The organism is Chitinophaga sp. 10T418, assembly GCF_056394125.1.
Window position 1 is genome coordinate 1 of sequence record NZ_JBFTHG010000017.1, and the last position, 25814, is coordinate 25814.

At 44.6% G+C, this 25814-nt stretch carries 24 protein-coding genes; 17 read left to right on the forward strand and 7 right to left on the reverse strand.

The window, feature by feature from the left end; translation table 11 throughout:
* The 5 genes from AC1DCV_RS32240 to AC1DCV_RS32260 form a co-directional block, all read left to right on the forward strand.
* A partial coding sequence (locus AC1DCV_RS32240; protein ID WP_477027040.1) for a T9SS type B sorting domain-containing protein occupies positions 1 to 2570 on the forward strand: 2570 nt, incomplete at its 5' end.
* 27 nt (positions 2571 to 2597) lie between these two features.
* A complete protein-coding gene (locus tag AC1DCV_RS32245; protein WP_477027041.1) occupies positions 2598 to 3590 on the forward strand; it encodes a PorP/SprF family type IX secretion system membrane protein in 993 nt (330 codons plus the stop codon).
* A gap of 105 nt (positions 3591 to 3695) precedes the next feature.
* Complete coding sequence (locus tag AC1DCV_RS32250; protein WP_477027042.1) at positions 3696 to 5852, forward strand: TonB-dependent receptor; 2157 nt, start codon at positions 3696 to 3698, stop codon at positions 5850 to 5852.
* An 11-nt stretch (positions 5853 to 5863) separates the two neighbouring features.
* The gene (locus AC1DCV_RS32255) at positions 5864 to 6514 is read left to right on the forward strand and encodes a hypothetical protein (RefSeq protein ID WP_477027043.1); all 651 of its coding nucleotides are present in this window, start codon (positions 5864 to 5866) and stop codon (positions 6512 to 6514) included.
* Between the two features lie 105 nt (positions 6515 to 6619).
* On the forward strand, positions 6620 to 6922 hold the full coding sequence (locus AC1DCV_RS32260; protein ID WP_477027044.1) for a winged helix-turn-helix domain-containing protein: 303 nt from the start codon (positions 6620 to 6622) through the stop codon (positions 6920 to 6922).
* Between the two features lie 104 nt (positions 6923 to 7026).
* On the opposite strand, the gene pdxA is transcribed toward AC1DCV_RS32260, so the two are convergent.
* The gene (gene pdxA / locus AC1DCV_RS32265) at positions 7027 to 8088 is read right to left on the reverse strand and encodes a 4-hydroxythreonine-4-phosphate dehydrogenase PdxA (RefSeq protein ID WP_477027045.1); all 1062 of its coding nucleotides are present in this window, start codon (positions 8086 to 8088) and stop codon (positions 7027 to 7029) included.
* Positions 8089 to 8257: 169 nt separating this feature from the next.
* Here pdxA and rsmA point away from each other — a divergent pair, with 169 nt between their 5' ends.
* From rsmA to AC1DCV_RS32285, 4 genes are all read left to right on the forward strand, one after another.
* The gene (gene rsmA, locus AC1DCV_RS32270; protein ID WP_477027046.1) at positions 8258 to 9013 is read left to right on the forward strand and encodes a 16S rRNA (adenine(1518)-N(6)/adenine(1519)-N(6))-dimethyltransferase RsmA; all 756 of its coding nucleotides are present in this window, start codon (positions 8258 to 8260) and stop codon (positions 9011 to 9013) included.
* Positions 9010 to 9939, forward strand: coding sequence for an NAD(P)-dependent oxidoreductase (locus AC1DCV_RS32275; protein WP_477027047.1), 930 nt, complete (start codon positions 9010 to 9012; stop codon positions 9937 to 9939). Before rsmA ends, AC1DCV_RS32275 begins: the two co-directional genes overlap by 4 nt.
* A 184-nt stretch (positions 9940 to 10123) precedes the next feature.
* Positions 10124 to 10597 (forward strand): transcription elongation factor GreA, encoded by a 474-nt coding sequence (greA, locus tag AC1DCV_RS32280; RefSeq protein ID WP_441576484.1) that lies wholly within the window; start codon positions 10124 to 10126, stop codon positions 10595 to 10597.
* A gap of 101 nt (positions 10598 to 10698) precedes the next feature.
* Positions 10699 to 11076 carry an HIT family protein gene (locus tag AC1DCV_RS32285; RefSeq protein WP_441576485.1) on the forward strand — a complete coding sequence of 126 codons (378 nt, stop codon included), beginning with the start codon at positions 10699 to 10701 and terminating at the stop codon, positions 11074 to 11076.
* Between the two features lie 5 nt (positions 11077 to 11081).
* Here AC1DCV_RS32285 and AC1DCV_RS32290 read toward each other — a convergent pair whose 3' ends face one another.
* Together AC1DCV_RS32290 and ruvC are read right to left on the reverse strand one after the other, a co-directional pair.
* Positions 11082 to 11780, reverse strand: coding sequence for a response regulator transcription factor (locus AC1DCV_RS32290; protein WP_441576486.1), 699 nt, complete (start codon positions 11778 to 11780; stop codon positions 11082 to 11084).
* Between the two features lie 185 nt (positions 11781 to 11965).
* On the reverse strand, positions 11966 to 12526 hold the full coding sequence (gene ruvC / locus AC1DCV_RS32295) for a crossover junction endodeoxyribonuclease RuvC (protein ID WP_441576487.1): 561 nt from the start codon (positions 12524 to 12526) through the stop codon (positions 11966 to 11968).
* Positions 12527 to 12539: 13 nt separating this feature from the next.
* Here ruvC and AC1DCV_RS32300 point away from each other — a divergent pair, with 13 nt between their 5' ends.
* The 3 genes from AC1DCV_RS32300 to AC1DCV_RS32310 all read left to right on the forward strand — a co-directional run bounded on the left by AC1DCV_RS32300 (position 12540) and on the right by AC1DCV_RS32310 (position 15177).
* Positions 12540 to 13547, forward strand: coding sequence for a lysylphosphatidylglycerol synthase domain-containing protein (locus AC1DCV_RS32300; protein ID WP_477027048.1), 1008 nt, complete (start codon positions 12540 to 12542; stop codon positions 13545 to 13547).
* 9 nt (positions 13548 to 13556) lie between these two features.
* Complete coding sequence (locus AC1DCV_RS32305; RefSeq protein ID WP_441576489.1) at positions 13557 to 14348, forward strand: DUF3108 domain-containing protein; 792 nt, start codon at positions 13557 to 13559, stop codon at positions 14346 to 14348.
* Between the two features lie 124 nt (positions 14349 to 14472).
* Positions 14473 to 15177, forward strand: a complete 705-nt coding sequence (locus AC1DCV_RS32310) for a response regulator transcription factor (protein ID WP_133807343.1) — start codon at positions 14473 to 14475, stop codon at positions 15175 to 15177.
* 94 nt (positions 15178 to 15271) lie between these two features.
* Here AC1DCV_RS32310 and ruvB read toward each other — a convergent pair whose 3' ends face one another.
* Entirely contained in the window at positions 15272 to 16300 is a 1029-nt protein-coding gene (gene ruvB / locus AC1DCV_RS32315; RefSeq protein ID WP_133807342.1) for a Holliday junction branch migration DNA helicase RuvB, read from the reverse strand.
* 104 nt (positions 16301 to 16404) lie between these two features.
* On the opposite strand from ruvB, the gene AC1DCV_RS32320 reads away from it, so the two are divergent.
* From AC1DCV_RS32320 to AC1DCV_RS32330, 3 genes are all read left to right on the forward strand, one after another.
* Entirely contained in the window at positions 16405 to 18816 is a 2412-nt protein-coding gene (locus AC1DCV_RS32320) for a TlpA family protein disulfide reductase (RefSeq protein ID WP_477027049.1), read from the forward strand.
* 8 nt (positions 18817 to 18824) lie between these two features.
* A complete protein-coding gene (locus tag AC1DCV_RS32325; RefSeq protein WP_477027050.1) occupies positions 18825 to 20144 on the forward strand; it encodes a M20/M25/M40 family metallo-hydrolase in 1320 nt (439 codons plus the stop codon).
* A 154-nt stretch (positions 20145 to 20298) separates the two neighbouring features.
* Entirely contained in the window at positions 20299 to 21060 is a 762-nt protein-coding gene (locus AC1DCV_RS32330) for a hypothetical protein (RefSeq protein WP_477027051.1), read from the forward strand.
* A 48-nt stretch (positions 21061 to 21108) separates the two neighbouring features.
* On the opposite strand, the gene AC1DCV_RS32335 is transcribed toward AC1DCV_RS32330, so the two are convergent.
* The 3 genes from AC1DCV_RS32335 to AC1DCV_RS32345 form a co-directional block, all read right to left on the reverse strand.
* Complete coding sequence (locus AC1DCV_RS32335; protein ID WP_477027052.1) at positions 21109 to 21960, reverse strand: endonuclease/exonuclease/phosphatase family protein; 852 nt, start codon at positions 21958 to 21960, stop codon at positions 21109 to 21111.
* Between the two features lie 69 nt (positions 21961 to 22029).
* Positions 22030 to 22638 carry an RNA polymerase sigma factor gene (locus tag AC1DCV_RS32340; protein ID WP_477027053.1) on the reverse strand — a complete coding sequence of 203 codons (609 nt, stop codon included), beginning with the start codon at positions 22636 to 22638 and terminating at the stop codon, positions 22030 to 22032.
* A gap of 262 nt (positions 22639 to 22900) precedes the next feature.
* On the reverse strand, positions 22901 to 23587 hold the full coding sequence (locus AC1DCV_RS32345; protein WP_477027054.1) for a peptidoglycan DD-metalloendopeptidase family protein: 687 nt from the start codon (positions 23585 to 23587) through the stop codon (positions 22901 to 22903).
* A gap of 65 nt (positions 23588 to 23652) precedes the next feature.
* On the opposite strand from AC1DCV_RS32345, the gene AC1DCV_RS32350 reads away from it, so the two are divergent.
* The gene (locus AC1DCV_RS32350) at positions 23653 to 24411 is read left to right on the forward strand and encodes a prolipoprotein diacylglyceryl transferase (RefSeq protein ID WP_477027055.1); all 759 of its coding nucleotides are present in this window, start codon (positions 23653 to 23655) and stop codon (positions 24409 to 24411) included.
* A complete protein-coding gene (locus tag AC1DCV_RS32355) occupies positions 24404 to 25813 on the forward strand; it encodes a radical SAM protein (RefSeq protein WP_477027056.1) in 1410 nt (469 codons plus the stop codon). The genes AC1DCV_RS32350 and AC1DCV_RS32355 overlap by 8 nt, the downstream gene beginning before the upstream one ends.
* Position 25814 lies beyond the last annotated feature (1 nt).

Sequence of the window (25814 nt, forward strand, 5' to 3'; positions counted from 1 at the left end):
AACCAACGCTGCGTATCGTGAAACAAGCAGCAGCTACCGCTATTGCAGGCGATAGTCTGAAGTATACTATAACTGTAACGAATGACGGACCATCTGATGCTACTGGTGTGAAGATCAGTGATATTGTATCTGATACCCTCAGTGGTGTAAGCTGGACGGCCAATACTACCGGAGCCGCATCCATCACAGGTAACAGCACCGGCAGCGGCGATGTAACATTGACGGGTAATATCACCGCTGGTGCAGGCAATGCCATCAACATACAGATTAGCGGTAAAATTAATTCTGATTTTATCGGCAGTATTACGAATACAGCAAGTGCAACAGATGTGAATAATAATACGGTAAATGGAACGGCTACAACGCAGGTAAGTGCACAATCACAATTAAGTATTGTGAAGACAGGTAACGCGCAGGTGAATGCTGGCGATACGGTTCGTTATGTGATTACTGCTACTAACGCCGGTCCTTCCAGCGCAACAGGTGTAAGTATCACAGATGCGGTACCGRCAGCTGTCGGCAACGTTACGTGGACAACAGTAGCGAGCGGTACTTCGCAGGTAACGAGTGGTGCAGCAGGCAGTGGTAATAATGTGTTGGTGAAAGGAAATATAGGTGCAGGCAAYAACATCGTAGTAAATATTACMGGCGTGGTAGGATCAGGTACGAATACTTCCGTATCTAATATTGCCGTACTGAAACCAGCAACGGGYGAYTCYATTCCAAGTACACCGGTGATCACSGTRGTRACGAAGAAACCAACGCTGCGTATCGTGAAACAAGCAGCAGCTACCGCTATTGCAGGCGATAGTCTGAAGTATACTATAACTGTAACGAATGACGGACCATCTGATGCTACTGGTGTGAAGATCAGTGATATTGTATCTGATACACTCAGTGGAGTAAGCTGGACGGCCAATACCACCGGAGCCGCATCGATAACAGGCAACAGCTCTGGCAGTGGCGATGTAACACTGACCGGTAATATCACCGCTGGTGCAGGCAATGCCATCAACATACAGATTAGCGGTAAAATCAATCCTGGCTTTATTGGTAGTATTACGAATACGGCGAGTGCAACAGATGCGAATAATAATACGGTGAATGGAACGGCTACCACACAAGTAAGCGCACGTTCGCAATTAAGCATTACCAAAACGGGTGATGCCCAGGTGAAAGCAGGTGATCCGGTTCATTATGTGATCATTGCTACTAACGCCGGACCTTCCGGTGCAGCTGGTATAAGCATCACAGATGCGGTGCCGACAGCCGTTGGTAATGTTACCTGGACTGCAGTAGCGAATGGTACTTCGCAGATCATTGGTGCGGCCACCGGTAGCGGTAATAATGTAACGGTGAGTGGTAACCTGGATGCCGGCAGCAGCAATACAATACAGGTAAATGTTGCCGGAGTAATTCCTGCAGATGCTACAGTTACATCTGTTTCTAACATTGCCATATTAAAGCAAGGCACAGCACCACCAATTCCTACTCAGCCGGTCATCACTGTTGTGGTACCAGCAGTTAAAACGCTGGATCTGTCGATTACCAAAACAGGTCCGCGTACGATCCGTGAAAATGATTCAATTACTTATCTGTTGATGGCGAATAATGCGGGTCCTGCTGCAGGAGATGGTGTAGTTATTACAGATATTCTACCGGCCAGTATACAAGGTGCATATGCCGTAGTGAGTGCCACTACCGGTGGTGCTGCCAATATACAGCTCAGCAACACTGGCAATGTGATACGGGCTACAGCAGGTACATTCCCTGCGGGAGCAAGCATTACCATCACCATAAGAGGTAAGGTGCTGACAACAGCGCAGCTGCGCAACCAGGCCATTATCGCCGCACCAGCTGGCATAACAGATCCTAATCAGGAAAATAATACCAGCCAATTGGTGGTTACAAATGTAGAAGCATCTCCAACAGCAGATCTGCAGGTGAAGAAAGAATTGCAGAATACTACGCCGCTACAGGTAGGAGGTAAGGCCGCCTTTGCGATTACGCTGAACAATGCAGGACCGTTTACAGCTTCCCGCATCGTAGTAAGAGATACACTGAACAGCAACCTCGATATCATCAATGGATTTGATGCCAGTGCAGGTGAAGTCACGTATGATCCTGGCACTAAAATAATAGTGTGGACACTGGATAGCCTGCAACTCACGCAAACGGCTACACTGAAATACACTACCCGTGTTACCAATATCGGTGCCGTGGTGAACAGTGCCACCGCTTCCTCGTCGTTACCGGATCCGGACGTGTCTAATAACAGGGCTACCAGTCAGGTAGTCACCGTAACAGGCGATGATATCCTCATTCCAAATGTGATCACTCCGAATGGAGATGGTAAAAATGATAAGCTGATTATTATTGGTATCTCCAGGTATCCTAATTCTTCTTTATTCATCTATAACCGTTGGGGTAACCAGGTGTACCAGTCGAAGAATTATCAGAATGAGTGGGATGGAAAAGACCTGAACGAAGGCACTTATTATTATATCCTTAAACTGAATACACCGGAAGGCGAAAGGTCTTATAAAGGATGGATTGAATTACTGAGATAAGGTTTTCATTTAAACAGAGAACTGGTTATGAAAAGGATAATCCTACTATGGGTGAGCTGCATTTGCTGGCTGCCCGGGCTGGCGCAGCAAAATCTGCAGTTTAGCCAGTATGTATTTAACGGCTTGAGTGTAAATCCTGCTTATGCCGGATACAAACAGGATTGGTATATGAATGCGATTTACCGGCATCAGTGGGTGAATTTCCCCGGTGCCCCGCAAACCGCCGGTATTTCCATTGATGGACTCACCAATGCACATGATGAAAGGGTAGGAGTAGGTGCCCAGGTAATGATGGATAACCTGGGGCCTGAGAAGTCTTTATCGGCCTACGGATTTTATTCTTACCGTATACCTTTGGGAGATGAAGGCACAAAACGTTTGTGCCTGGGCATTGGGGGGGGCATCACGCAATATAGTATTGATGGTACTGCATTGAAATATATCGATGACCAGGATAATGCTATTCCCTTGGGAAATACGTCTACCATCGTTCCGGATGCCAGGTTCGGTATTTATTACTACACGCCTAAGTTTTATGCCGGTGTTTCTGTGATGGACCTCCTCTCTTTGTATACCGATAATACCCGCTATTATTGGGGCGGATACAATTATAAAACCATCCGTAAAACGCAGCACCTGTATTTAACAGCGGGCTATCTGCTGAATTTATCTGACAATCTGAAGCTGAAGCCATCTATATTAATGAAGGAAGATTTTAAAGGTCCTACTAACGTAGACCTGAATGCATTTCTGTTGATTGCGGATAAGCTCTGGGTAGGTGGCTCTTACAGAACAGGGGTGAAATTATGGAAGAAGCCTGCCCTGGAGGATAACCTGGAGCAGCTGGATGCGGCCAGTGTAATTGTGGAGTTTTACGCTACACAACAGCTGCGCATTGGTTATTCCTACGATATTACTATTAATAAGATGGCAGGCTATCAGCAGGGATCACATGAAATTTCACTGGGGTTCCTGTTTAATAGCAAGAAAGCAAGGGTGACTAGTCCAAGATATTTTTAAGGGTTAGCAGTTAAAAGGCGGATAACTTGTTTATCCGCCTTTTAACACAATATTTGGTTTATAAAATAAACTAGTTTACATTTGATGGGAATTTAATCCCTAAGTATGTCAAGATTCAACCTTTATCTATATCTGCTTATTTGTGTTCCAATGTTTTCATTGGCACAAAGTAAAATCAGCGGTAAGGTAACAGATAATAAAAAGCGCCCCCTGACGGGCGTAAACATCGCCATAAAAGGCTCTTATGATGGGGCCACTACAGGAGCAGATGGCTCCTTTTCCTTTACTACCACCACCACCGGAGATCACCTGTTATCAGCTACCCTGACCGGGTACCAGTTGTTAGAATTGCAGATCAATACCAGCACCGATCAGCAACTGAATATTGTACTCAGAAGTGATGTAAATGCTTTACGTGTGGTGACGATATCAGCAGGTAGTTTTGAGGCCAGCGATGATAAGAAAGGTACGGTATTGAAACCACTGGATATCGTTACTACTGCGGGTGCAGGCGCAGATATCGTGAATGCCATTAAAACATTACCCGGTGCCCAACAAACAAACGACCGTGAAGGCTTATTTGTACGCGGTGGTACTGGTTATGAAACGCAGACACTGATAGATGGTATGTTGGTAAGGAATCCTTTTTCCAGCAGCTTACCGGATATTCCAGGTCGTGGTCGTTTTTCCCCTTTTCTTTTTAAAGGCACTACTTTTAGCAGTGGTGGTTATTCCGCCCAATACGGACAGGGTTTATCTTCTGCCCTGATCCTGGAATCAGTGGACTTACCGGATCGTTCCTCTTCCTCGGTAGGGGTGTCTGTTATTGGCGTAAATGCCGGCGTGGATAACCTGTCGAAAGATAAAAAAACATCTTATGGTGTCGAGGCCGACTATACGAACCTCGCCCCGTATTTCAATATTTTTAAGCCCAAACAGTCGCCTAATCTGGGACCAGAGATTATCGGTACTTCCGCTAACTTCCGCCATAAAACATCCAGAACCGGGATGCTCAAATTTTATGGCTACGGCAACTGGACTAAAATGGGCTTCAATAAAAATAGCCTGGAGTATCCGGGATATACCGAATCATTTAAGCTACATAACAATAACGTCTATACGAATCTTACCTGGCGTGAAAACATAGGACACGACTGGCATTTATACATAGGAGCGTCTTTCAGTTCCAATACCGATAATATCAATGCGGACACGTTGCTGAAAAACCAGGTGCCTACATTGATCAGGGTGCAGTCGGACCTCAGCCAGACCAAACTGATGCTGTATAAAAACCTGGGTCGCTTTTCCGTAATGCGGTTTGGGGCAGAATACCAGTATGCCGTAGAGAAATCTGCCTTCAATGGCAACAATGCCAATTATGTAGACAACTATACTGCTGCCTTTGCGGAAGGTGATATTTACTTTACACCCAGTTTTGTAGGACGTGTGGGCGGTCGTGCAGAGTATTCTTCTGTATTGGGTAAAATGGATTTCGCTCCCCGTGTATCACTGGCTTATAAAATGAATAACTATAGCCAGTTTTCAGTAGCCTACGGCGATTATTATCAGAAGCCGGAACCACAGTATCTCCGCTTTGATAAGTTTCTCGGCTATATGAAAGCCACCCACTATATTGTGAGTTATCAAAGAGTTGCCACTGACTACACTTTCCGTACAGAAGTATTTTACAAAAAATACAACGACCTCGTTAAAACGGTACCCACTTACAATAATAATGGTAGCGGCTATGCACAGGGAGTAGAAGTTTTCTGGCGTGACCGTAAAACCTTTAAAAACGTGGATTACTGGATCTCTTATTCTTACCTGGATACGAAGCGTGATTACCTGAATTATCCTTACCGGGTAATGCCTGATTTTGCTGCCAATCATACTGCCAGCCTGGTATTCAAGCGTTTCTTTCCCAAGCTCGCTACTAACCTGGGTTTAACATATACATTTGCTACCGGTCGTCCTTATTACAATCCGAACCTGCCGCAGGACAAGTTTATGTCTGAAAAAACGATCAGCTACAACGCTATAGGTGTAAGCGCCAGTTATCTGACTACTATCCGGAAAGCATTCACCATCTTTGTTTTATCGGTTAGCAATGCACCAGGTAACAAACAGGTGTTTGGCTATCACTATTCCACCGATGGATTGCGCCGGGATGAAATTACGCCCAATGTGCCACGATTTATTTTCCTGGGTATGTTTATGAACTTCGGTATAGACAGAAGACAGGATGTTATTAATAACCTCTAATTACAACATATATGAAACGTATCTTTCTTGCTCTTTTATTTACTGGTAGTCTGACTACCGCTGCCATGGCCCAAAGCGCCCAGTACCAGGATGCAATGGCTAAACAAACTGCTGATCTGGATAGCAGCAGCACTTTTACCCCAGATGGGTTACAACAGAAAAGCAACACTTTTGAACGCATTGCCGATGCGGAAAAAGTTCAATGGTTGCCCTATTATTATGCTGCTTACATGCAGGTAATGCAGGCTTTTACACTGAAAGATAAAAGTCAGATAGATCCGTTGGCAGATAAGGCCGAAGCTAACCTGGACAAAGCAGATGCACTGAGCCCTAAAAATTCAGAAATTGCCTGCGTCCGTTCACTTGTAGCTACTGCCAGACTTACAGTAGATCCAATGAGCAGGGGCATGAAGTATGGCGCAGAAGCAGCTTCACAACTCGAACAAGCTAAAGGACTGAACCCGGAAAATCCGCGTGTGTACATGTTACAAGGACAGTCTTTGCTATTCACACCTGAACAATTTGGTGGTAGTAAGGCTAAGGCGAAAACTACTTTTGAGCTGGCACTGGAAAAGTTTGCCGCCTTCAAGCCGGAAAGCAACATTGCACCGCATTGGGGAGAGGCATATACCCGTAAGCTGTTGGAAGCTGCCCAGAAATAATTTGAAATTTTATTATTTAGATATTTAGTTATTTTGTTTCCATTGCACGTAAATCATTGAAACAAAATAGCTAAGTATCTGAATAGCTATCAGAAAATCATGCTCATGGACTTTAAAGATCTGGATCCGGTATTACATTCGCAATTGCGGCTGGCTATTATGTCAGTATTGATCAGCGAACAGGAAGCGGAATTCACGTTGCTGAAAGAGAAAACAAATGCTACAGCAGGCAATCTGAGTGTACAGATTAATAAATTACGTGATGCCGGGTATATAACGGTAGTGAAGCAGTTTAAAGAAAATTACCCGCAAACCATTTGTAAAATAACCCCCATTGGCAAGAAAGCCTTTGAGAATTATGTTACTTCCATTCAATCATACCTGAATGCCGGGAAGCGGAAGGCATAAAGCATAAAGCAAAAAGCTATTGAGGCGAATGACCCAAGCGGATATTATTCTTCGCTTATGTCATTCGCCTCAATAGCTTTTTGCTTTATGCTTTTCGCTTTATGCTATTCCGATGCCAGTTCCGTTTTCTTCAGTGGATTCCGGGTATTGTCTGCATAGCGTTCCCGTTGTTCCAGTATTTGCAGACAGGTGAAGATGGCTTGTCTGAAGGAGTCCGGATCTGCCAGGTTTTTGCCGGCAATGTCGAAAGCGGTGCCATGGTCGGGGGAGGTACGTACCACGCCCAGTCCGGCAGTATAGTTGATACCGTTGCCGCTGGCCAGTGATTTAAATGGAATGAGGCCCTGGTCGTGATACATTGCCAGTACACCATCAAACTGTTTAAACATTTCACGTGCAAAAAAGGCATCGGCGCTATAAGGTCCGTAACACAGGATGCCATTGCCTTTGGCATGTCTGATAGCGGGTATAATCTGATCTATTTCTTCGCGGCCTATCAGGCCATCATCACCAGCATGAGGATTCAGTCCCAATACGGCAATACGGGGTTGATCAATACCGAAATCCTTTACAAGGCTGTCTTTCATCAGCTGTAATTTACCCAGGATATTMTCCTTGGTAACATATTTTGCCACATCCGCTAACGGCACATGTTCTGTGAGCAGGCCCACACGCATGTTATCAGCGGTCATAAACATCAGGACATCTTTAGCATTGAAGGCATCCCGCAGGTAGGGAGTGTGGCCCGTATAGTTAAAGGTGGTGCTTTGTATATTGTTTTTGTGAATAGGAGCGGTTACCAGTCCGTTGATATAGCCTTCCTGCATACATTTGATGGCTACTTCCAGTGCCCGGGCAGCGTATTTACCACCGGTTTCATTCAGTACACCAGGTGTGATCTGTACTTCCTCTTCCCAGCAGTTATACACGTTTACCTGTTTATGATTCAGGCGGGTAAAATCTTTGATGCTCTGGTAATTGAAGTTGTTTTCATTCATCAGCTTCCGGTAAAAGTTGATGGTTTTGTTGGATGCAAAAATCACCGGCGTGCAAAACTCCATCATACGTGCATCCATGAAGGTTTTGATGATAATTTCTGCGCCAATGCTGTTGATATCGCCAATGGTGATACCTATTACCGGTTTGTTGATCTGGGTGGTACTCATGCTGTATTGCCTCAATGAGGGGCAAATATAAGCATTTAGCTTTTAGCTGTTAGCTTTTAGCAAATACAGGAAGAACATATTATGTTAATCTTCGCTGCATTTGCTAAAAGCTAACCGCTAAAAGCTAACCGCTAAAAGCTAACCGCTAAATCCTATCTTTGCAACTCTGATGTATACACTAAAAAAATCTCTCGGCCAGCATTTCCTTATAGATGAAAACATCTCCAGGAAAATTGTGGAGTCGTTACCTGTAAACGATGGCCAGCAAGTGCTGGAAGTGGGCCCCGGCGGGGGCGCCATTACAAAATACCTGTTACAGCTGCCAGGCATTCAATTTAAGGCCATAGAGCTGGATAGGGAAAAGGTACAATTCCTGGAAAAGACTTACCCCGATATTCAGGGTAAGCTGATCAATGAAAGTATCCTGGATGCAGCATTGCCGTTTGAAGGACCTTTTCGCCTGATTGGTAACTTCCCCTACAACATCTCCACACAGATCATGTTCAAATTGCTTGAATGGCGTTCCCAGGTGGATGTGGTGGTAGGCATGTTTCAGAAGGAAGTAGCACAGCGTATTGCGGCCTCCCATGGTAACAAGGAATATGGTATTCTCAGCGTGTTGTTGCAGGCCTATTATAAGATAGAATATTTATTTGAAGTACATGAAAATAGCTTCAATCCGCCGCCGAAAGTGAAATCTGCCGTGATCCGCCTTACCCGGCTGGAGCAACCGGTAGATATTGCCTCTGAGCGCAAATTTTTTGTACTGGTGAAAACCGCCTTCGGGCAGCGGCGCAAGCAATTGCGTAATCCGCTGAAGACGATGTTTGATAAGGAACTGTTAGCACAGGATCCCATCTTTACAAAAAGAGCTGAAGAATTGAGTGTGGCTGATTTTGCAGCATTATCCCATAAGATGATATGAGCAGGAAAGTATTAGTTACGGCGAAAACACATCCGTATTTAGTTGAACAGCTGGAAAACAAAGGATTTGAAGTAATCTACCAGCCGTCTATTTCTTATGACGAAGTATACAGTACCATCAGCGATTGCGTAGGCCTGATTGTTACCACCCGTATCCGGGTAGATAAACATATCATTGACCATGCGCCGGCGCTGCAGTGGATAGGTCGTCTGGGTTCCGGTATGGAACTGATTGATGTGCCTTATGCAGAGAGCAAGGGTATTCATTGTGCCAGCAGTCCGGAAGGCAACCGGGATGCGGTAGGAGAACAGGCCGTGGGCATGTTGCTTTGCCTGCTGAACAATGTGCTGAAAAGCAGCCTGGAGCTACGGGCTGGCATCTGGGAGCGTGACGGCAACCGGGGCTATGAGTTGAATGGCAAAACCGTAGGGATTATAGGCTATGGTAATACAGGCAGCACCTTCGCGCACAAGTTGCAGGGTTTTGACGTGAATATCCTGGCTTATGATAAATATAAGACCGGTTTTGGTACGGCCGCTGTGAAAGAGGCCACCATGGAGGAGATATTCCGGGATGCGGATGTAGTAAGTATACACCTGCCTTTGACGGCGGAAACGAAGCACCTGGCCAATGCGGCCTTTTTTGCTTCCTTTGCCCGGCCGGTATGGTTTCTGAATACAGCGAGAGGCAAGCTGGTGAATAACCCGGATCTGATTGCTGCACTGGAAAGTGGTGTAGTGGCAGGTGCCTGTCTGGATGTACTGGAAAACGAAAAATTAGAGACATATAACGAAGAAGAAAAGGCGCAATTAGCGTGGTTATTGAAAGCGTCTAATGTGATAGTAACCCCACATATTGCAGGTTACTCTCATCAGGCGAGTATTAAGATGGCGCGCATTGTATTAGAGAAATTAAACATTTTATAAACCTGTCAAGCAGGGACTGGATTTCGGGATAAATGATTGATTTTCAATTTATTTAATCCCGAAATAAGGCCCTTTTTTCTTTATAGGAAATTCATTATATTTGCGATAATACCAGTAAACAACGCTTCTGTGCAAATGGAGGCGTTGATTTTTTTTTCTTATAACCAAAAAAACACAACAGGTTATGTCTGGCATAAATTACGTTACGAAAGAAACCCTGGATCTGATGATGAGCGAACTGACCCAACTTAAAACCAAGGGTCGGGCCGAAATTGCGCGTGCTATTTCAGAAGCAAGAGAAAAGGGTGACTTGAAGGAAAATGCCGAATATGATGCCGCCAAAGAAGCGCAAGGTTTGCACGAGGCGAAAATTGCTACGTTGGAAAATGCGATTGCTGTTTCACGTATAGTAAGTGCAGATGCGATTGATACCTCTAAAGTATCTATCCTGTGTAAGGTAACCATTACAAATGTGGCTAATAAAAAGACGGTTACTTACCAGATAGTTTCGGAAACAGAGGCTGATCTCAAGGCTGGCAAAATTTCTGTAACTTCTCCCATTGGCAAAGGCTTATTGGGAAAGCATGTAGGTGAAGTGGCGGAGGTGCAGGCACCTAACGGACAGGTTAAATTCAAGATTGATAATATAACTGCATAAGCGCTACTGGCACTTTTTCATGATATTTGTATGGGTTGCATTCATTTGCAACCCTTTTTATTTTACATTGGCACTAAGAAATTAATATTATGAACCCTTTCATGAAAATTATCAAAGGTGAGATTCCAAGCTATAAAATAGCGGAGAACGAACATTTTTATGCTTTCCTGGATATTTTCCCGTTGGTAAAAGGACATACCCTTGTGATCCCTAAAACGGAAACGGATAAGTTTTTTGATGTGTCGGATGACCTGCTGAAAGAATGGTTGTTGTTTGCCAAACCTATTGCACACGCTATAGAAAAAGTAATTCCCTGTAATCGTATAGGCGTCAGTGTGGTTGGACTGGAAGTCCCGCATGCGCATATGCATCTGATACCGATTAACTCGGCAGAAGATATGAATTTTTCCCGCAGTAAGCTGAAGCTGTCTCCGGATGAGTTTAAGGAGATACAGGCGCAAATTATAGCCGCTTTATAGTTGTATTACCTGGCAGGGGGAATATTAAACCGGAAGCCCACACCATGTACCGTTTCCAGTTTGATTTGTGGATCTGATTTGAAATGTTTCCGCAGTTTGGTAATAAATACGTCCATGCTGCGTCCGAGGAAGTAGTCATCTTTTCCCCATACATTAGAAAGTATATCTTCTCTTTTGAGTGTTTTATTGGGATTATTACAGAAGTATTTCAGCAGGTCCGCTTCTTTCTGGGTCACGGAAATGGATACATCTCCATTGGTAGTGTACAGGCGGAGGTCTTCATAGTCGAAGGTAAGTTGACCAATGGTAAAGAGACTTGACTTGTCTTTACTACGGCCCATGGTTCGTTTGAGGAAGACTTCAATGCGGAGTATCAGTTCCTGCATACTGAAAGGTTTGCTGATATAGTCATCCGCACCTGTTTGGAGACCCGCTATTCTGTCTTCTTTTTCATTTTTGGAAGTGAGGAATAATATAGGAACGTGATCATTGAGTTCGCGGATTTGCTGCGCCAGTTGTAGGCCGTCTTTTTTGGGCATCATTACATCCAGTAAGCAGATATCGAATGAGCGTACCTGGAACTGCTCCCATGCTGCCTGGCCGTCTATACTGTGCACTACATCATAACCCGCTTCTTCCAATCGTTTTTTCGTAACCGCACCAATATTTTGATCATCTTCCACCAATAGGATTCTTGCTTTCATATCTGCCTGATGCTGATTAATATAAAAAAGCTTGTTATATAACTTGCGTATAACAAATGATGGTCACTTTTCATAGTTAAGCTGTTATCCCGGCGCATGGCCGTTAGCTTTAAATGGGTTGCTGAATTTCAACCAAAGTAACTACAATTTACGGATTTATGAAATAACCTTTTACGGGTTATTTTTTATCTGGCGATCCTTTCGGGGTGCTGTTGCAGGAACTTCTCCCAGCCTTTTGCTTTACTGATACCTGCGAGCGGACTGCTTTCCTGGTAAAAGTGGCAGACAGCTACGGCAAGGGCATCTGTAGCATCAAGGTAATCAGGGCGTTCGGCAAGACTGAGGATACGTTGCAGCATCAGCCATACCTGTTCTTTATCCGCGTTACCGTTTCCGGTAACAGATTGTTTCACTTTTTTGGGGGAATACTCAGTAACGGCCAAGCCTCCCTGTATGGCAGCAGCAATAGCTACTCCCTGGGCACGTCCGAGTTTAAGCATACTTTGTACGTTTTTGCCAAAAAATGGGGCTTCAATAGCAAAACTGGTTGGTTTATGCTGTTGAATAAGATCCTGTACCCTGGAGTGAATCAGCTGTAATCGTTCGTAGTGATCTTTGAGTTTGGATAGTTTTAGTACGTCCATCTCGATGAGACTGGCCTTTTTTCCTTCGATAAGTATAAGCCCATAGCCCATTACGAGGGTACCGGGGTCAATGCCGAGAATTATTTTTGACTTGTTTGCCAACCACAGTTTATTTTTGCCAAAATTTTACTATCTGAACAAAAGTACCAAAATAATTCTCAATTACTTATTAGGAGCGGGGCTTTTTACCTGGCTGGCGTACTCTATCTATTCGCAATTGATTCACCGGGACAACCTGCAGTTGTCGCTCGGTCATATGTGGGGGACCCTGCAGGAGAAGGGCTGGGTAGGCATCTTCCTGGTAATGGTACTGATGCTTTTTAACTGGGGGCTGGAAGCCCGCAAGTGGCAAAGGCTGGTGGCGCCACTAGAGGAAGTTTCTTTTTTGAGAGCATTCAGTGCTATTCTTTCAGGCGTGTCGTTGTCTATTAATACCCCAAATCGTGTAGGCGAGTACGGTGGACGCATCCTTTATCTCAAGAATCATAACAAGCTGAAAGCCATTGCTGCTACTATAGTAGGAAGTTTTAGTCAACTGATAGTGACTATTATTTTTGGGTTAATTGGTTTACTCTACTATATCAACAACTTCGCGCTGGCAAAGGAGAGCGCTTTCCTGAACCCTTCCTTATGGCAGAAAATAATCCTGTTTGGCGGAGTTCTTATTTGCGGCCTGATTATATTGTTATATTTTCGGTTACAAATTATTCTGTCTGTATTTGAAAAGGTACCTTTCCTACGTAAAGCAAAGGTGTTTGTTCAAATCATAGTCAAATATTCATCCGGCGAATTACGTTACCTGTTGCTGCTTTCAGCCCTCCGGTATATAGTCTTCTCGGCACAGTATTTGATTTTGTTGGACGCACTTGGCGTGGAGTTCATGTGGTGGCAGGCCTTCTTATTGAATAGTGTAATTTATCTGGTAATGGCGGGCGTTCCTACTATCGCCATTGCAGAACTGGGGGTACGTGGAAAAGTGAGCATCTTTTTCCTTGGGTTGTTAAGCTCCAATACCGTGGCTATTATAGCAGCTACGGTAGGTATATGGCTGATTAACCTGGTACTACCGGCCGTTTTGGGAAGTGTGCTGTTGTTAGGAGTAAAAATTTTTAAGGAAAAATAGCTTCCATCAATGAAGTATCTTCTACTAATCATCTTATGGCTCTCCTGTATTCAACGTGTTGAAGCGCAAAACGATTTCTGCTCTATCCGCAATAGCAGCTTTAATGCCGGCGAAAGTATTACCCTGAAAGTATTCTATAATCTTGGTAAAATGTATGTAGGCGCCGGAGAAGCTACTTTTAATGTAGGCCTCGAACGCTTCGCTAACCGCGATGTATACCATGTGGTAGGAGATGGTAAAACCTACAGGGCTTACGACTGGATCTTTAAAGTACGTGATAAGTACGAGAGCTATATTGATACCGCCACCCTGCAGCCCCTGAAGTTTATCCGTAATGTAAATGAAGGCGGTTATAAGATCTTTAACAACGTTATCTTTAACCAGGCCGGTCATCAGGCCATCAGTACCAATGGTACCTTTACCGTGCCCCCCTGCGTGCAGGATGTGATCAGTGCCATCTATTACGCCCGTAACATCAATTTCGACAAGTACGTAGCCGGCGATAAAATACCCTTTGCCATGTTCCTCGATGACCAGGTATATAACATCTACGTCCGATATATGGGCAAAGAAGAAATCAATACTAAATTCGGTAAGTTCCGCGCCATCAAATTCAAGCCACTCCTGATTAAAGGAACCATCTTTGAAGGCGGGGAAAAAATGACTGTATGGGTAAGTGATGACGCCAATAAAGTGCCTTTAAGGATAGAAAGCCCCATATCGGTAGGCAACATTGTGGTAGATATGATCAATTACAGTAACCTCCGTTACCCCTTTACATCCCTGCTGAGTAAGAAATAGAACGTATTCACGGAATATCATAGTAATAGTTTTAACAATTCATTTGACTGCTGGCGCCCAAATTTTACCGACCTTTCGTGCCGCAGAAAAACTTTATATTTGTTATAATCAATCCTTTATGATTATGGAAGAACGTAAACCGAAAATATTATTGGCTGAGGATGATACCAATCTGGGTATGGTGCTGAAAAACTACCTGGAGCTGAATGACTATGATGTGGAATTGTGCCGCGATGGTATCCTGGCTCTGGCAGCCTTCCGCCGCGAAAAATTTGACATCTGTCTGCTGGACATTATGATGCCAAATATGGACGGATTTAAACTGGCCGAAGAAATCAGGGACGTAGATCCTGATATTCCGCTTTTCTTCCTTTCTGCTAAAACCATGAAGGAAGATATCATCCAGGGCTATAAACTGGGTGCAGATGATTATATATCCAAACCATTCGACAGCGAACTGTTGCTGCTGAAAATTAAAGCTATCCTGAAACGCAACCAGGAGCTGAACAACAAGGAAGAGGAAGTACACGAGTTCATTATCGGCTCCTATGCTTTCAACTCCCGTCTGCGCACACTGGCACATAACAATGAAACACATACGCTCTCTCCAAAAGAGAACGAACTGCTGCACATGTTATGCGAACACAAAAATGATCTGCTGCCACGCGAACTGGCACTGAAAAAAATATGGGGTAGCGATACCTACTTCAATGGTCGTAGTATGGATGTATACATTGCTAAACTACGCAAATACCTGAAGGATGATTCCAATATTGAAATCGTGAATATTCACGGTAATGGTTTCAGACTGGTGGTGAAAGAAGTATAATGAATCAGCTTTTAGCTTTTAGCCATTAGCTTTTAGAAAAAATGCAGCGGAGATAATCTCCGCTGCATTTTTTCTAAAAGCTAATGGCTAAAAGCTAAAACAATAAGTTAGTGCCGCCTCTGTAAGAGGTTTTGCCCAGATGGATATAGGCTTTCTCTGTTACTTCCCTTCCTCTTGGCGTACGTTTAATAAAGCCTTCCTGTATCAGAAACGGCTCATATACTTCTTCCAGGGTGCCTGATTCTTCCCCTACAGCAGTGGCAATGGTAGTAATCCCAACCGGGCCTCCCTTAAAGTTTTCGATAATTACATTGAGAATACGGTTATCCATTTCGTCAAGACCGTATTCATCTACGTTCAATGCTTTCAGGCTTAACTGCGCTATTTCCATATCTATCACACCGGTACCGATTACCTGAGCAAAGTCGCGCACCCGCCGCAGCAACCCGTTTGCAATACGTGGAGTGCCCCGCGAACGGCGTGCTATTTCATTAGCTGCATCGGAGGTGATTTTTGTATTCAACAATCCTGCGGCGCGCCACAGGATCTTTTGCAAAGTGGCGGCATTGTAATATTCCAGCCTGGATTTAATGCCGAAGCGCGATAACAACGGCGCAGTGAGCAGTCCTGACCGGGTGGTAGCACCTATCAGCGTAAACGGCTGCAGGTTAATTTGTATGGAACGTGCACTCGGACCCGTATCTATCATGATATCGATGCGGTAATCCTCCATGGCCGAATACAGGTATTCTTCCACTACAGTGCTGAGCCGATGTATTTCATCAATAAACAATACATCTTTATCTTCCAGGTTAGTGAGCAAACCGGCCAGGTCACCGGGTTTTTCAATGACCGGTCCGGAAGTTTCGCGGATATTTACCCCCAGTTCGTTCGCCACAATGCGCGACAGCGTAGTTTTACCCAGCCCTGGAGGGCCGTGAAATAATACATGGTCGAGTGCTTCGCCACGCATCTTTGCCGCTTTAATGAATATTTTCAGGTTCTCGATAATTTGATCCTGACCCGAAAAATCCATGATCTCCCGGGGACGTATACTATTCTCAAACTCTTTCTCAGCGGCGCTGAGCTTGGTTTCGTCTGGTCTTAAAGGCTGATTGGACATAATTGTATAGACCCAAAAATACGCAAATATTCAAAGGAAGCAGGCAGCTATTGTATGTTAGTCTTTATATCACTATTTTCAGAAATCCAAACCTGATGCTACGTATGCCCAGATTCCCATTGTTGCTCGCTCTGATGTCCCTTCTTGGCAGCACTTTTAAAGTTACCGGTCAATCAAAATTTAAGCAACATGACAGCTGGTTGTATCGCCTGGAAATGAATAACTACTTTTCACCCGATCGGCAAGAATCTATAGAGAAGATTTACCGGATTACGATTACCGGCGTCAATAAGGATGGTTCTGCCGATGCGGAAGCCGTACTCGAAAGTGCGTTGGTAAAGAATACGGATAATAATTACAACACGGCGGATCCATCAACTTATAAGGTAGATGCAGGGATGATGACAGACATGTTGCTGCTATATCATCCGCTCGCATTCAAAATATTTGCAAACGACAGTGTAGGACAGCCTGCCAATACTGCGGAAGTTAGTGCTGTAGTGGGGGAGTCATTGGGATTGGCTTTAGATATGCGCGCTGCAATGCCAGGTATGTGGAAATATTTTCCTTATAATATGGAAAGGATGTTTGCGCCTTTCCCGGAGAAAGTAGCTGTCAATTACCAGTGGACAGCCGGACCGCGGACTTACCGGGTAGAAGAAGTGCAGAAAGATGTCATCAAAATTGCCGGCAGCCAGGAAGCAGATCCATCCGATAAGCTGAACATGTCTGCTATTTTTTCGTATACACTTTCCCGTAGTAAGCATCATGTAATAGCCTTTAAATATGACCACCGCACCCCATCGGGACAACCACCTGTAAGTTTAGTGATCGCAGGTATGCAGTTACCTGCTGATACAAAAGTGCCCGCAGCTGATACCGCTTTCTATAATGCCCTGGTACGACTTAGTTACTTCAGCCATTCATTGGATGAAAAAAGAGAGCCCGATTCCGCCAAAGTAGCTGCTTTCCTGGCGTTGAATGTTCCCCGCTATGGCAATAATGAGATGTTTAAAAAAGCATTGTTGAACTTAAACCGCGGAAGTTCTCCGTATATCCGGGAGGTATATGGTGATGCCCTGAACAACATCCCCTCTTATGCACTGGCAGGCGATCCGTCAGCGCTGTTCAATAAATTGCAGCATATAGTAGCCATGGATGCCGATTCAGCCATGGTGTTGATAAAATTGTTGTCAGTATATAAAGGCTCCCTGAATGGCTGGCTGGATCAGTCATTTTCCCAGTGTCTGCTCAGTGAACCGTTTGATACTGTCAGTGCCAGGAAACAATTTACCGAAGCCGGGTTAAGCGAAAAGGCCATTCAGCGGATTTTTGAGGAAAGCCGGAGAATGCCGGTTATGGCGCAGGAAGTAATTAACAGGCTGGTGATGGAAAAAGACAGCACCATACAGGCTTCTGTTAAACCAATGGCCTTGTGGAATAAAGCCAGGCGTACAACGGATACGGCTATACTGAAAAGTATTGCAGCACAATATAGCAGTGTTACCCCGGCAGAAATGACATTGGGTAAAGCCGCCCGCTACGAAATAATGGTATACGGCATCCTCCGCAAAGCGAAGCTGCATAAGGAAGCGGATGCACTGCTGGATAGAACGCTGGAAGACCTGAAGAGTAACCAGGCGGATACTGCGTTCTGGACCTCTCATCCGGAGCTGAAAGAGAAGAAATATGCCAACCGGAATATTCTTGCCCATGCCTATCATCTCAAATATGAGCAAACCCTCCCAAAAGATAAAAAAGCAGCCCTGAATTATCTGGCCCTGGCCGCCGCCAATGCACCGAAAAATAATGAGGAGAAAGCATATGATAGTTTTTATGATCGCTCTTTCCTGAACTCGAAGGAAGATTATAGTCCGGAGTTTGCAGAGGCGCTTACTGCGCTGGGTAAACCGGAAGAGGCGATGAGGGTGCTTTCGAAACAACTGATGTCTAACCCGGATATGCTGGAGACGGCAAAAAATATGTTTGAGAAAAATTTTCCGGATAAATCCTTCCAGGACTATTTCCGGAATGTGCTCCTGAAAGAATGGGAACAAGCGCCGGATTTTACACTCACCGGCCTGAATAATGAAAGCTTCCGGCTGGCAGATTATAAAGGCAAATGGCTGCTGCTGGACTTCTGGGGAACCTGGTGCAGTCCCTGCAGGCAGGATTTACCTCATCTTAACCAGCTGGCGGCAGAAATGAAAGCAGGTAAGCATCCCGGGAATGCGATACTCGCTATCTCCTGCCGGGAGCCCCTGGAAACGACCCGGGAGTTTGTGATAGCCAATAAGTATATTTTCCCCGCAGCCCACTCAGACAGTAAAGTAGAAAAATTGTACAATGTGCGCGGTTATCCTACCAAAGTGTTAGTTTCACCTGAAGGGAAAATGTTAGACTTGCAGTTCGGAACTGACTATGCGGCCATTCTCAAAATGTATAGCAGTATTTACGCACAGCAAGACAAAGAAAGACCATCAACGATCAAAATAGACAACAAGAAAAAGGACTAACTGCTTATATGAAGAAATCACTGTTATTATTTTTAGCCGCCGGCAGTATGGCTGTTACCGGTTATGCCCAGGAAATTAAAGAAAAAGAAGTTGCCCGCATTATAAGCACGCTGGCAGCAGACGATATGGGTGGCCGTTTACCAGGTACACCCGGTATTGAAAAAGCCGCGGCATTTATCAGCGGTGAGTTCGCCAAAGCGGGGCTTCAGCCTTTAACCGGAGAAAAAAACTTTCTGCAGGAGTTTGGTAAGTTCCGGCTGCAACAAACCAGTGTAACCCTTACCGTTAGTGGACAGGAAAAGGACTGGCCCGTTATCCCTATTGGTGCCAGCCGTAGTTTTGACTGGGAAAAAGACGACAGTTATGCAGCCGTACATGTAAAAGATCCCGGTGAGCTGATGAAAATATTGCGTCATCCGGAATTAATGGAAAGAAATGTGCTGGTATGGCTAGCGCCTTCCATGGCGGGTTTCCTGGGCGATCTGAGTGCCTCTTTTTCAGAGAGGAGCTATGATACCAAAGCAGAACTGGAAGCAGCCGGCGCTAAATCATCCGAAGGAAAACATATTATACTGGTATACGAAAAAGAACCTGTAGCAGATACAGCTTCCTGGAGTATTCATCTCCGGAGGGATATCAGCAGCCAGCATTTTGCCAACGTAGCAGGCATGATTAAAGGCAGCTCCAAACCGGATGAATATGTAGTGTTTTCGGGGCACTATGATCACCTGGGTACATTGCCTGCAGTAGCCGGCGATAGCATCGCGAATGGCGCAGATGATGACGCATCCGGTACCACCGCTGTGATTATGTTGGCAAAGTATTTCAAAAAGCATCCTCCGGTTCGCTCCGTTATCTTCGTTGCCTTTACAGCAGAAGAAACGGGTGGACATGGCTCCCGTTACTTTTCTGAAAAGCAGAACCCGGATAAAGTAGTGGCGATGTTTAATATTGAAATGATCGGAAAGGAATCCAAATTTGGAAGGAACAGCGCCTTCATTACGGGGTTTGAACGTTCTGATTTCGGAACCATCCTGCAACGTAACCTGAAAGGATCTACGTTTAGTTTCTACCCGGATCCTTATCCTGAACAAAACCTGTTTTACCGCTCAGATAACGCCACACTGGCCAGGCAAGGGGTGCCGGCACATACCATCTCCACCACCCAGATAGATAAAGACCAGTTTTATCATACCGTAGATGACGAGCTGTCTACCCTGGACGTGAGCAATATTACAGATATCATTAATGCCATCGCTATTAGCGCGGGTACCATCGTGAATGGAACGGATACGCCTACACGAATTGAAAAGGCGTCGCTTAAATAGGATTCCATATTAAAACATCATATATTGATCCGGTTGTGCATCGCATAACCGGATCATTCTTTTTAAATTAACAGTGAATGCATTTGTTTTCCCAATTTCTTTATTAAATTTACCATAAGAATATCCCCATTAGTCATTAAAAACCATATCGATAATGAAAACCGGAATCCTACAATTCTGCGGTGCTGTAGGCATTGCTTCTATCCTGCTATCTTCTTGTTCTAACAAGGATATGGCGGGTCCAGACACACAACAACCAATTGACAACTCGGACGTAGCCAGTGTGAACTACGAAATTTCAGCAGTCAATCCAACTTCCACGTTATCACCGGATGCTTCAGGACGCTTATCTGCTCTCACAGGAGATGCAGCGATGGCCAAAGCTGCTCCTGGTGGTTTCGACATTACCTGGGACACTGCAACAGCACGTTTAAGAGAAATCCGCTTTGATGCAAAACGCGGCAAAGATGAACTGGAATTTAAATTGAAAACAGACCGGCAGATAGACCTGAAAAAGGTACCTGCTGTACTGGGCGCCATCAAGATTCCCAAAGGTACTTACCAACAGGTGAAAGTGTATGCCAGAGTAGAAGGGGATAAGAAAGACCCGGCAGTAAGACTGAAAGGTTTTATAACCTGGCAAACCAAAAAGATCCCGGTAGAAATTCTGCTCTCCGGCCGGATTGAACTGATGGCCAAAGGAAAGGACGTAGTAGTTACTGACACGAAGATTGACTGGAAAGGTTCCCTGAAAATCTCCATGGACCTGATCCTGACCAAACTGCAGATTGGCGACTTTACCGGCTCCTTTAGCAGTGGTAAATTACAGATCAGTATTGATGTAAACGGTAACCTCCATAACAAGGTGGTGGATGCACTGGAAAACAGTATGTCTGTGGAACACACCCACGACTAAGTTTTATTGTCAACGGGTGTATCAAACAGGCTGATACACCCGTTGCTATTAATTAATGATCACCTCCGCGTATACTGCAAAATGATCAGACGGATATCGTCCTTCCCAGGTTTCAGAAATGCTGGCATGCTTTAGTATATTGAATTTTCCCTTCAGAAAAATATAATCGATAGGCTGGTTTTCCCTTTCAGCAATATTCCATCCGTTGAAAGTGCCTACAGGACCGAAATGTGGCGTTTGACTGATAGCTTTACTATCTGTCAGGTGCAATGGATCATTTGAATTCATAATGATCTGAATGGGCTCATCTGATGGGATGGCATTGAAGTCGCCGGTAACGATTGCGGGCGTATTGCCTGCTAAGACATGCACCTGTTGTAACAGGAATTTAGCACTTTCCCGGCGGGCAATTTTGCCCATGTGGTCGAAGTGTGTATTGAAGTGGAAAAATACTTTCTTTGTTTTTTTATCTCTGAATTTACCCCAGGTAACAATGCGGGTACAGGCGCCATCCCAGCCTATTTTACCCGCAACAGTGGGTGTTTCTGACAGCCAGAATGTTTGGCTCTTCAGCAATTGTAAACGTGTGGTATCGTAAAAGATAGCCGCATATTCTCCCTTCGTTTTACCATCATCTCTGCCTACGCCAATGCTTTTATAGGCGGGTAGCCGTTGTTGCAGGTCCTGCATCTGATCATATAATGCTTCCTGTACACCTACCGTATTAGCGCCATAGAACAATACTTCTGAAGCTACTTTATCTTTGCGGTGAGGCCAGCCATTTAAGCTATCGTCCGGATTATTATAGCGTATATTAAACGTCATCACTTTCAACGGAACCTGCGCAGCCATTGTGCCCATCATCAGGCAGCAAAGACCTGACAGCAATAGTTTTCTCATACCAAATAAATTTTACTGCGTAAAAATAGTATCTGTTGCTTTAAAACCTAATGAATAGCCGACAATTTACTATTTCATCATTTCCAAATGGAAATTGGCGAGGAGTGTAATGAGCACTGCAGTGGATACCTGCAGAATATCGCGCATGTTTTGTAAGGCGCGGGCAGAGAGCTTATAGGCGCCTTTTACAGACAGGTTCATAATAGCTGCAATGCTTTCATAGTCCAGCTCTTCGAAATATCGGAGATATAATATTTCCTTTTGCCGGGCATTCAGTTGATTCAAAGCATTCAACAACCGCTGGTGTTGTGCCTGTAGTTGTTCTTTTTTGATGTTGGCAGATTCTGCGGAGAAGTGTGCCAGGAAATCATGTTGCTCCTGATCGAAAGAAATAAGGACGGCATTTTTTCGTGGACGCAGCCGGCTATAAATGGTGCTGCGCAGGGATACCAATAAGTATGGGAGCGGATTCGCAGATGTGAGGGTGTCTTTATTGGTCCATAACTTAATGAAAAGCTCTTGTATAGCGTCTTTTACGAGGTCTTCATCCGGATGCAAACGGATGCCATACTCATATAACCGTTGAAAGTAACGGTCATATATAGTAGCAAAGGCTTGTTGACTGCCTTGTTGCAGTGCTTCCCAAAGTGTGATGTCGGTAGTCGCGGAAGAATCCATTTTCTGGTTGATTGGCTAAATGTACAAAAAATAGTATAGCTGCAAGGGGCAACTATCTCCACGTATATTTATTATTAAATATGAAAAAATTCTCTGCATATAAAACTAATGAAATCAACACTTCTATAAGTTTTAATTGGAACAGCTGTCAGTAAAGGAGATGTACGATTTTATTTTGAATGATATTAATCAGGCGTTACCAGCATTGCCTGAAAGTGCGGAGGATTCTTTGTTTGCGTATAAAACAGCAGCCTTTTTTAGGTTAGTGTGTGTACTGGTTCAATTGCAGAATAACATCGGGATCAGGGCAGTTTAGCAGGTATTTTTCTTTTTCAGTATAGCGACATACACCGGGATAGTCGCCCCGGAAGCCCTGCATGTCTTCGATCAGCTGAAAGTGCAGATGCGGTGGCCAGCCACCATTTTCTGACGGTGTACCAAAATGCGCCAGCGGCTGTCCGGCGGTGACAGGCATATTTTCGTATAATCCCTGCAGGTTGGAGATGCTGAGATGTCCGTACAGCGTGTAAAAAATATAGCCATCCAGCTGATGCTGCAAAATGATAGTGGCACCATAATCCCCGAAATGGTCATTGAAGCGGAAACTGTGTACATGGGCATTCATAGGTGCATATAACCGCGTACCTGTTTCTCCCCATACATCTATGCCCAGGTGCAGCCTTCTGGGCTCTTCTCCTGCATCGAAATGAGGACTTACCGCATAAATGGTACGGTGCTCTGCATAGCCGCCAATGCCTAACCGGCAACCACTTTGAGCAAGGGTGTTGTCAATATACCTGCTGAACTTGTTGATATCCTGCAGTATGTTTTTAGTGAGGGTAGTATTGTTTGCCGTAAAATCCATTACCAGCAGGGACTCATGTTCTCCTAAAAGCGGAATCACCGGCTTGAAGGTTGACTGATACTTCTTTAAAACCTCCTGTAACATATTTTTTGTGCTTGACGTTCGTCTAAATATAAATATTAATTTGTGGATTAAATAATGATCGTCCCTTGCAGTTCCCCGTATATATCAATTTTTTTTCCTTACACCTGCCGCTGCACGCGGTTACGGAAACGCTGGGCATGTTTATTGGCTTCCGCTATTTTGTGTACCTGCGGAAGAAACAAGGTGACCGGATAGACAATAACAACCGCGTATGGGCTATTATAGGGGCTATTTTTGGTGCCTTGTTCGGCAGCCGCCTGTTAGGGTCTCTGGAGAATCCGTCCGGCTTGCTGGAGGCTAATAATGTGTTGTTATACATCTACCAGAATAAAACCATCGTAGGTGGACTACTCGGCGGACTGGCAGGGGTAGAGCTCATCAAGAAAGCTATAGGTGAACGACACTCTACCGGTGACCTGTTCGTTTATCCGCTGATACTGGCCATGATCATTGGCAGGATAGGCTGTTTTTCCATGGGTGTTTATGAAGAAACCTACGGTCTACCCACTTCATTGCCCTGGGGCATGAACCTGGGCGATGACTTACTCCGGCATCCGGTATCTCTCTATGAAATTATTTTCCTGATAGCATTATGGCAGGTACTGGCCTTTATCAGCCGGCGCTGGCCACTGGTAAATGGCGGTCGGTTCAAACTTTTCATGATCGCTTATCTTTTGTTTCGCTTCCTGCTGGACTTTATTAAACCTGGCTACCGTTTTGCGTTTGGCCTCGGGTCTATACAACTGGCCTGTTTGGCCGGATTATGTTATTATTTACCAACCATCCTTTTCCCATCACGACTAATTCAAAAGCAGTATGCCTGAAAAAAATTACACCTACTATGATTTTACACTGAGTATCTGCAGCACCTGTTTACGCCGTGTAGATGCCAAGGTGATATTTGAAGACGGAAAAGTTTTCATGGTCAAGCATTGTTCGCATCATGGAAAAGAGAAAGTACTGATCGCAACAGATATCGACTATTATAAAAATACACGTAACTATAACAAGCCATCGGAAGCTCCGCTTAAAACCAATACCAGCACACATTATGGCTGCCCTTATGATTGCGGTTTGTGCGCGGATCATGAACAACATTCCTGCTTAACGGTGATTGAAGTAACAGACCGTTGCAACCTGACCTGTCCTACCTGTTATGCTATGTCATCTCCGCATTACGGGCGACATCGCACCCTGGAAGAAATTGAACAGATGCTGGACATCATTGTGGCGAACGAAGGACAACCCGATGTGATTCAACTCAGCGGCGGTGAACCAACAATTCATCCGCAGTTTTTTGAAATACTGGATATTGCCAAACGTAAGCCTATCCGCCACCTGATGATTAACACCAACGGGGTGCGCATTGCAAAGGATAAAGAATTTACCGCCAGACTGGCTACCTATCAGCCCGACTTTGAAGTATATCTCCAGTTCGACTCTTTTAAACCAGAGGTGCTGGAACGTATGCGCGGAAAGGATTTGACGGACGTACGGAAACAGGCAATCGAAAATCTGAATGAAGCCGGCCTTAGTACTACCCTGGTAGTTACCCTGCAGAAAGGTCAGAATGATGATGAAATGGGCGCTATCATCGACTACGCTATCAAACAACCCTGCGTACGCGGTGTAACCTTTCAACCGGTACAGGTGGCAGGACGCACCGATGATTTTGATCCGGCCACCGATCGTATTACGCTAACAGAAGTACGGCAACGTATCCTGGAACAATCGCCTATCTGGAAAGCTAACGACATCATCCCGGTGCCTTGTAATCCTGATGCATTGGCCATGGCCTACGCATTAAAAATTGACGGCGAAGTATTTCCGTTGACACGCTACGTAGATCCTACCGTATTACTGAATAACTCCAAAAATACCATCGTATACGAACAGGATGAAAGACTGCACCAACACGTGCTGAAGATATTCAGTACCGGCATCTCCACTGATGCCGCTGTGAATGATATGCAGTCACTGCTTTGTTGCCTGCCACAGGTGCAGGCTCCCGGTCTCGACTATACGAATTTGTTCCGTATCGTTATCATGCGCTTTTTAGATGCCTATGATTTTGATGTACGCGCCATCAAAAAATCATGTGTACATATTGTACATAAAGATGGACGCATCATTCCTTTTGAAACCATGAACCTGTTTTACAGAGATGATAAAGAAGCATATTTAAAGGAATTACAGAAGGAACGTGAATTCACTCCAATTGTATAAA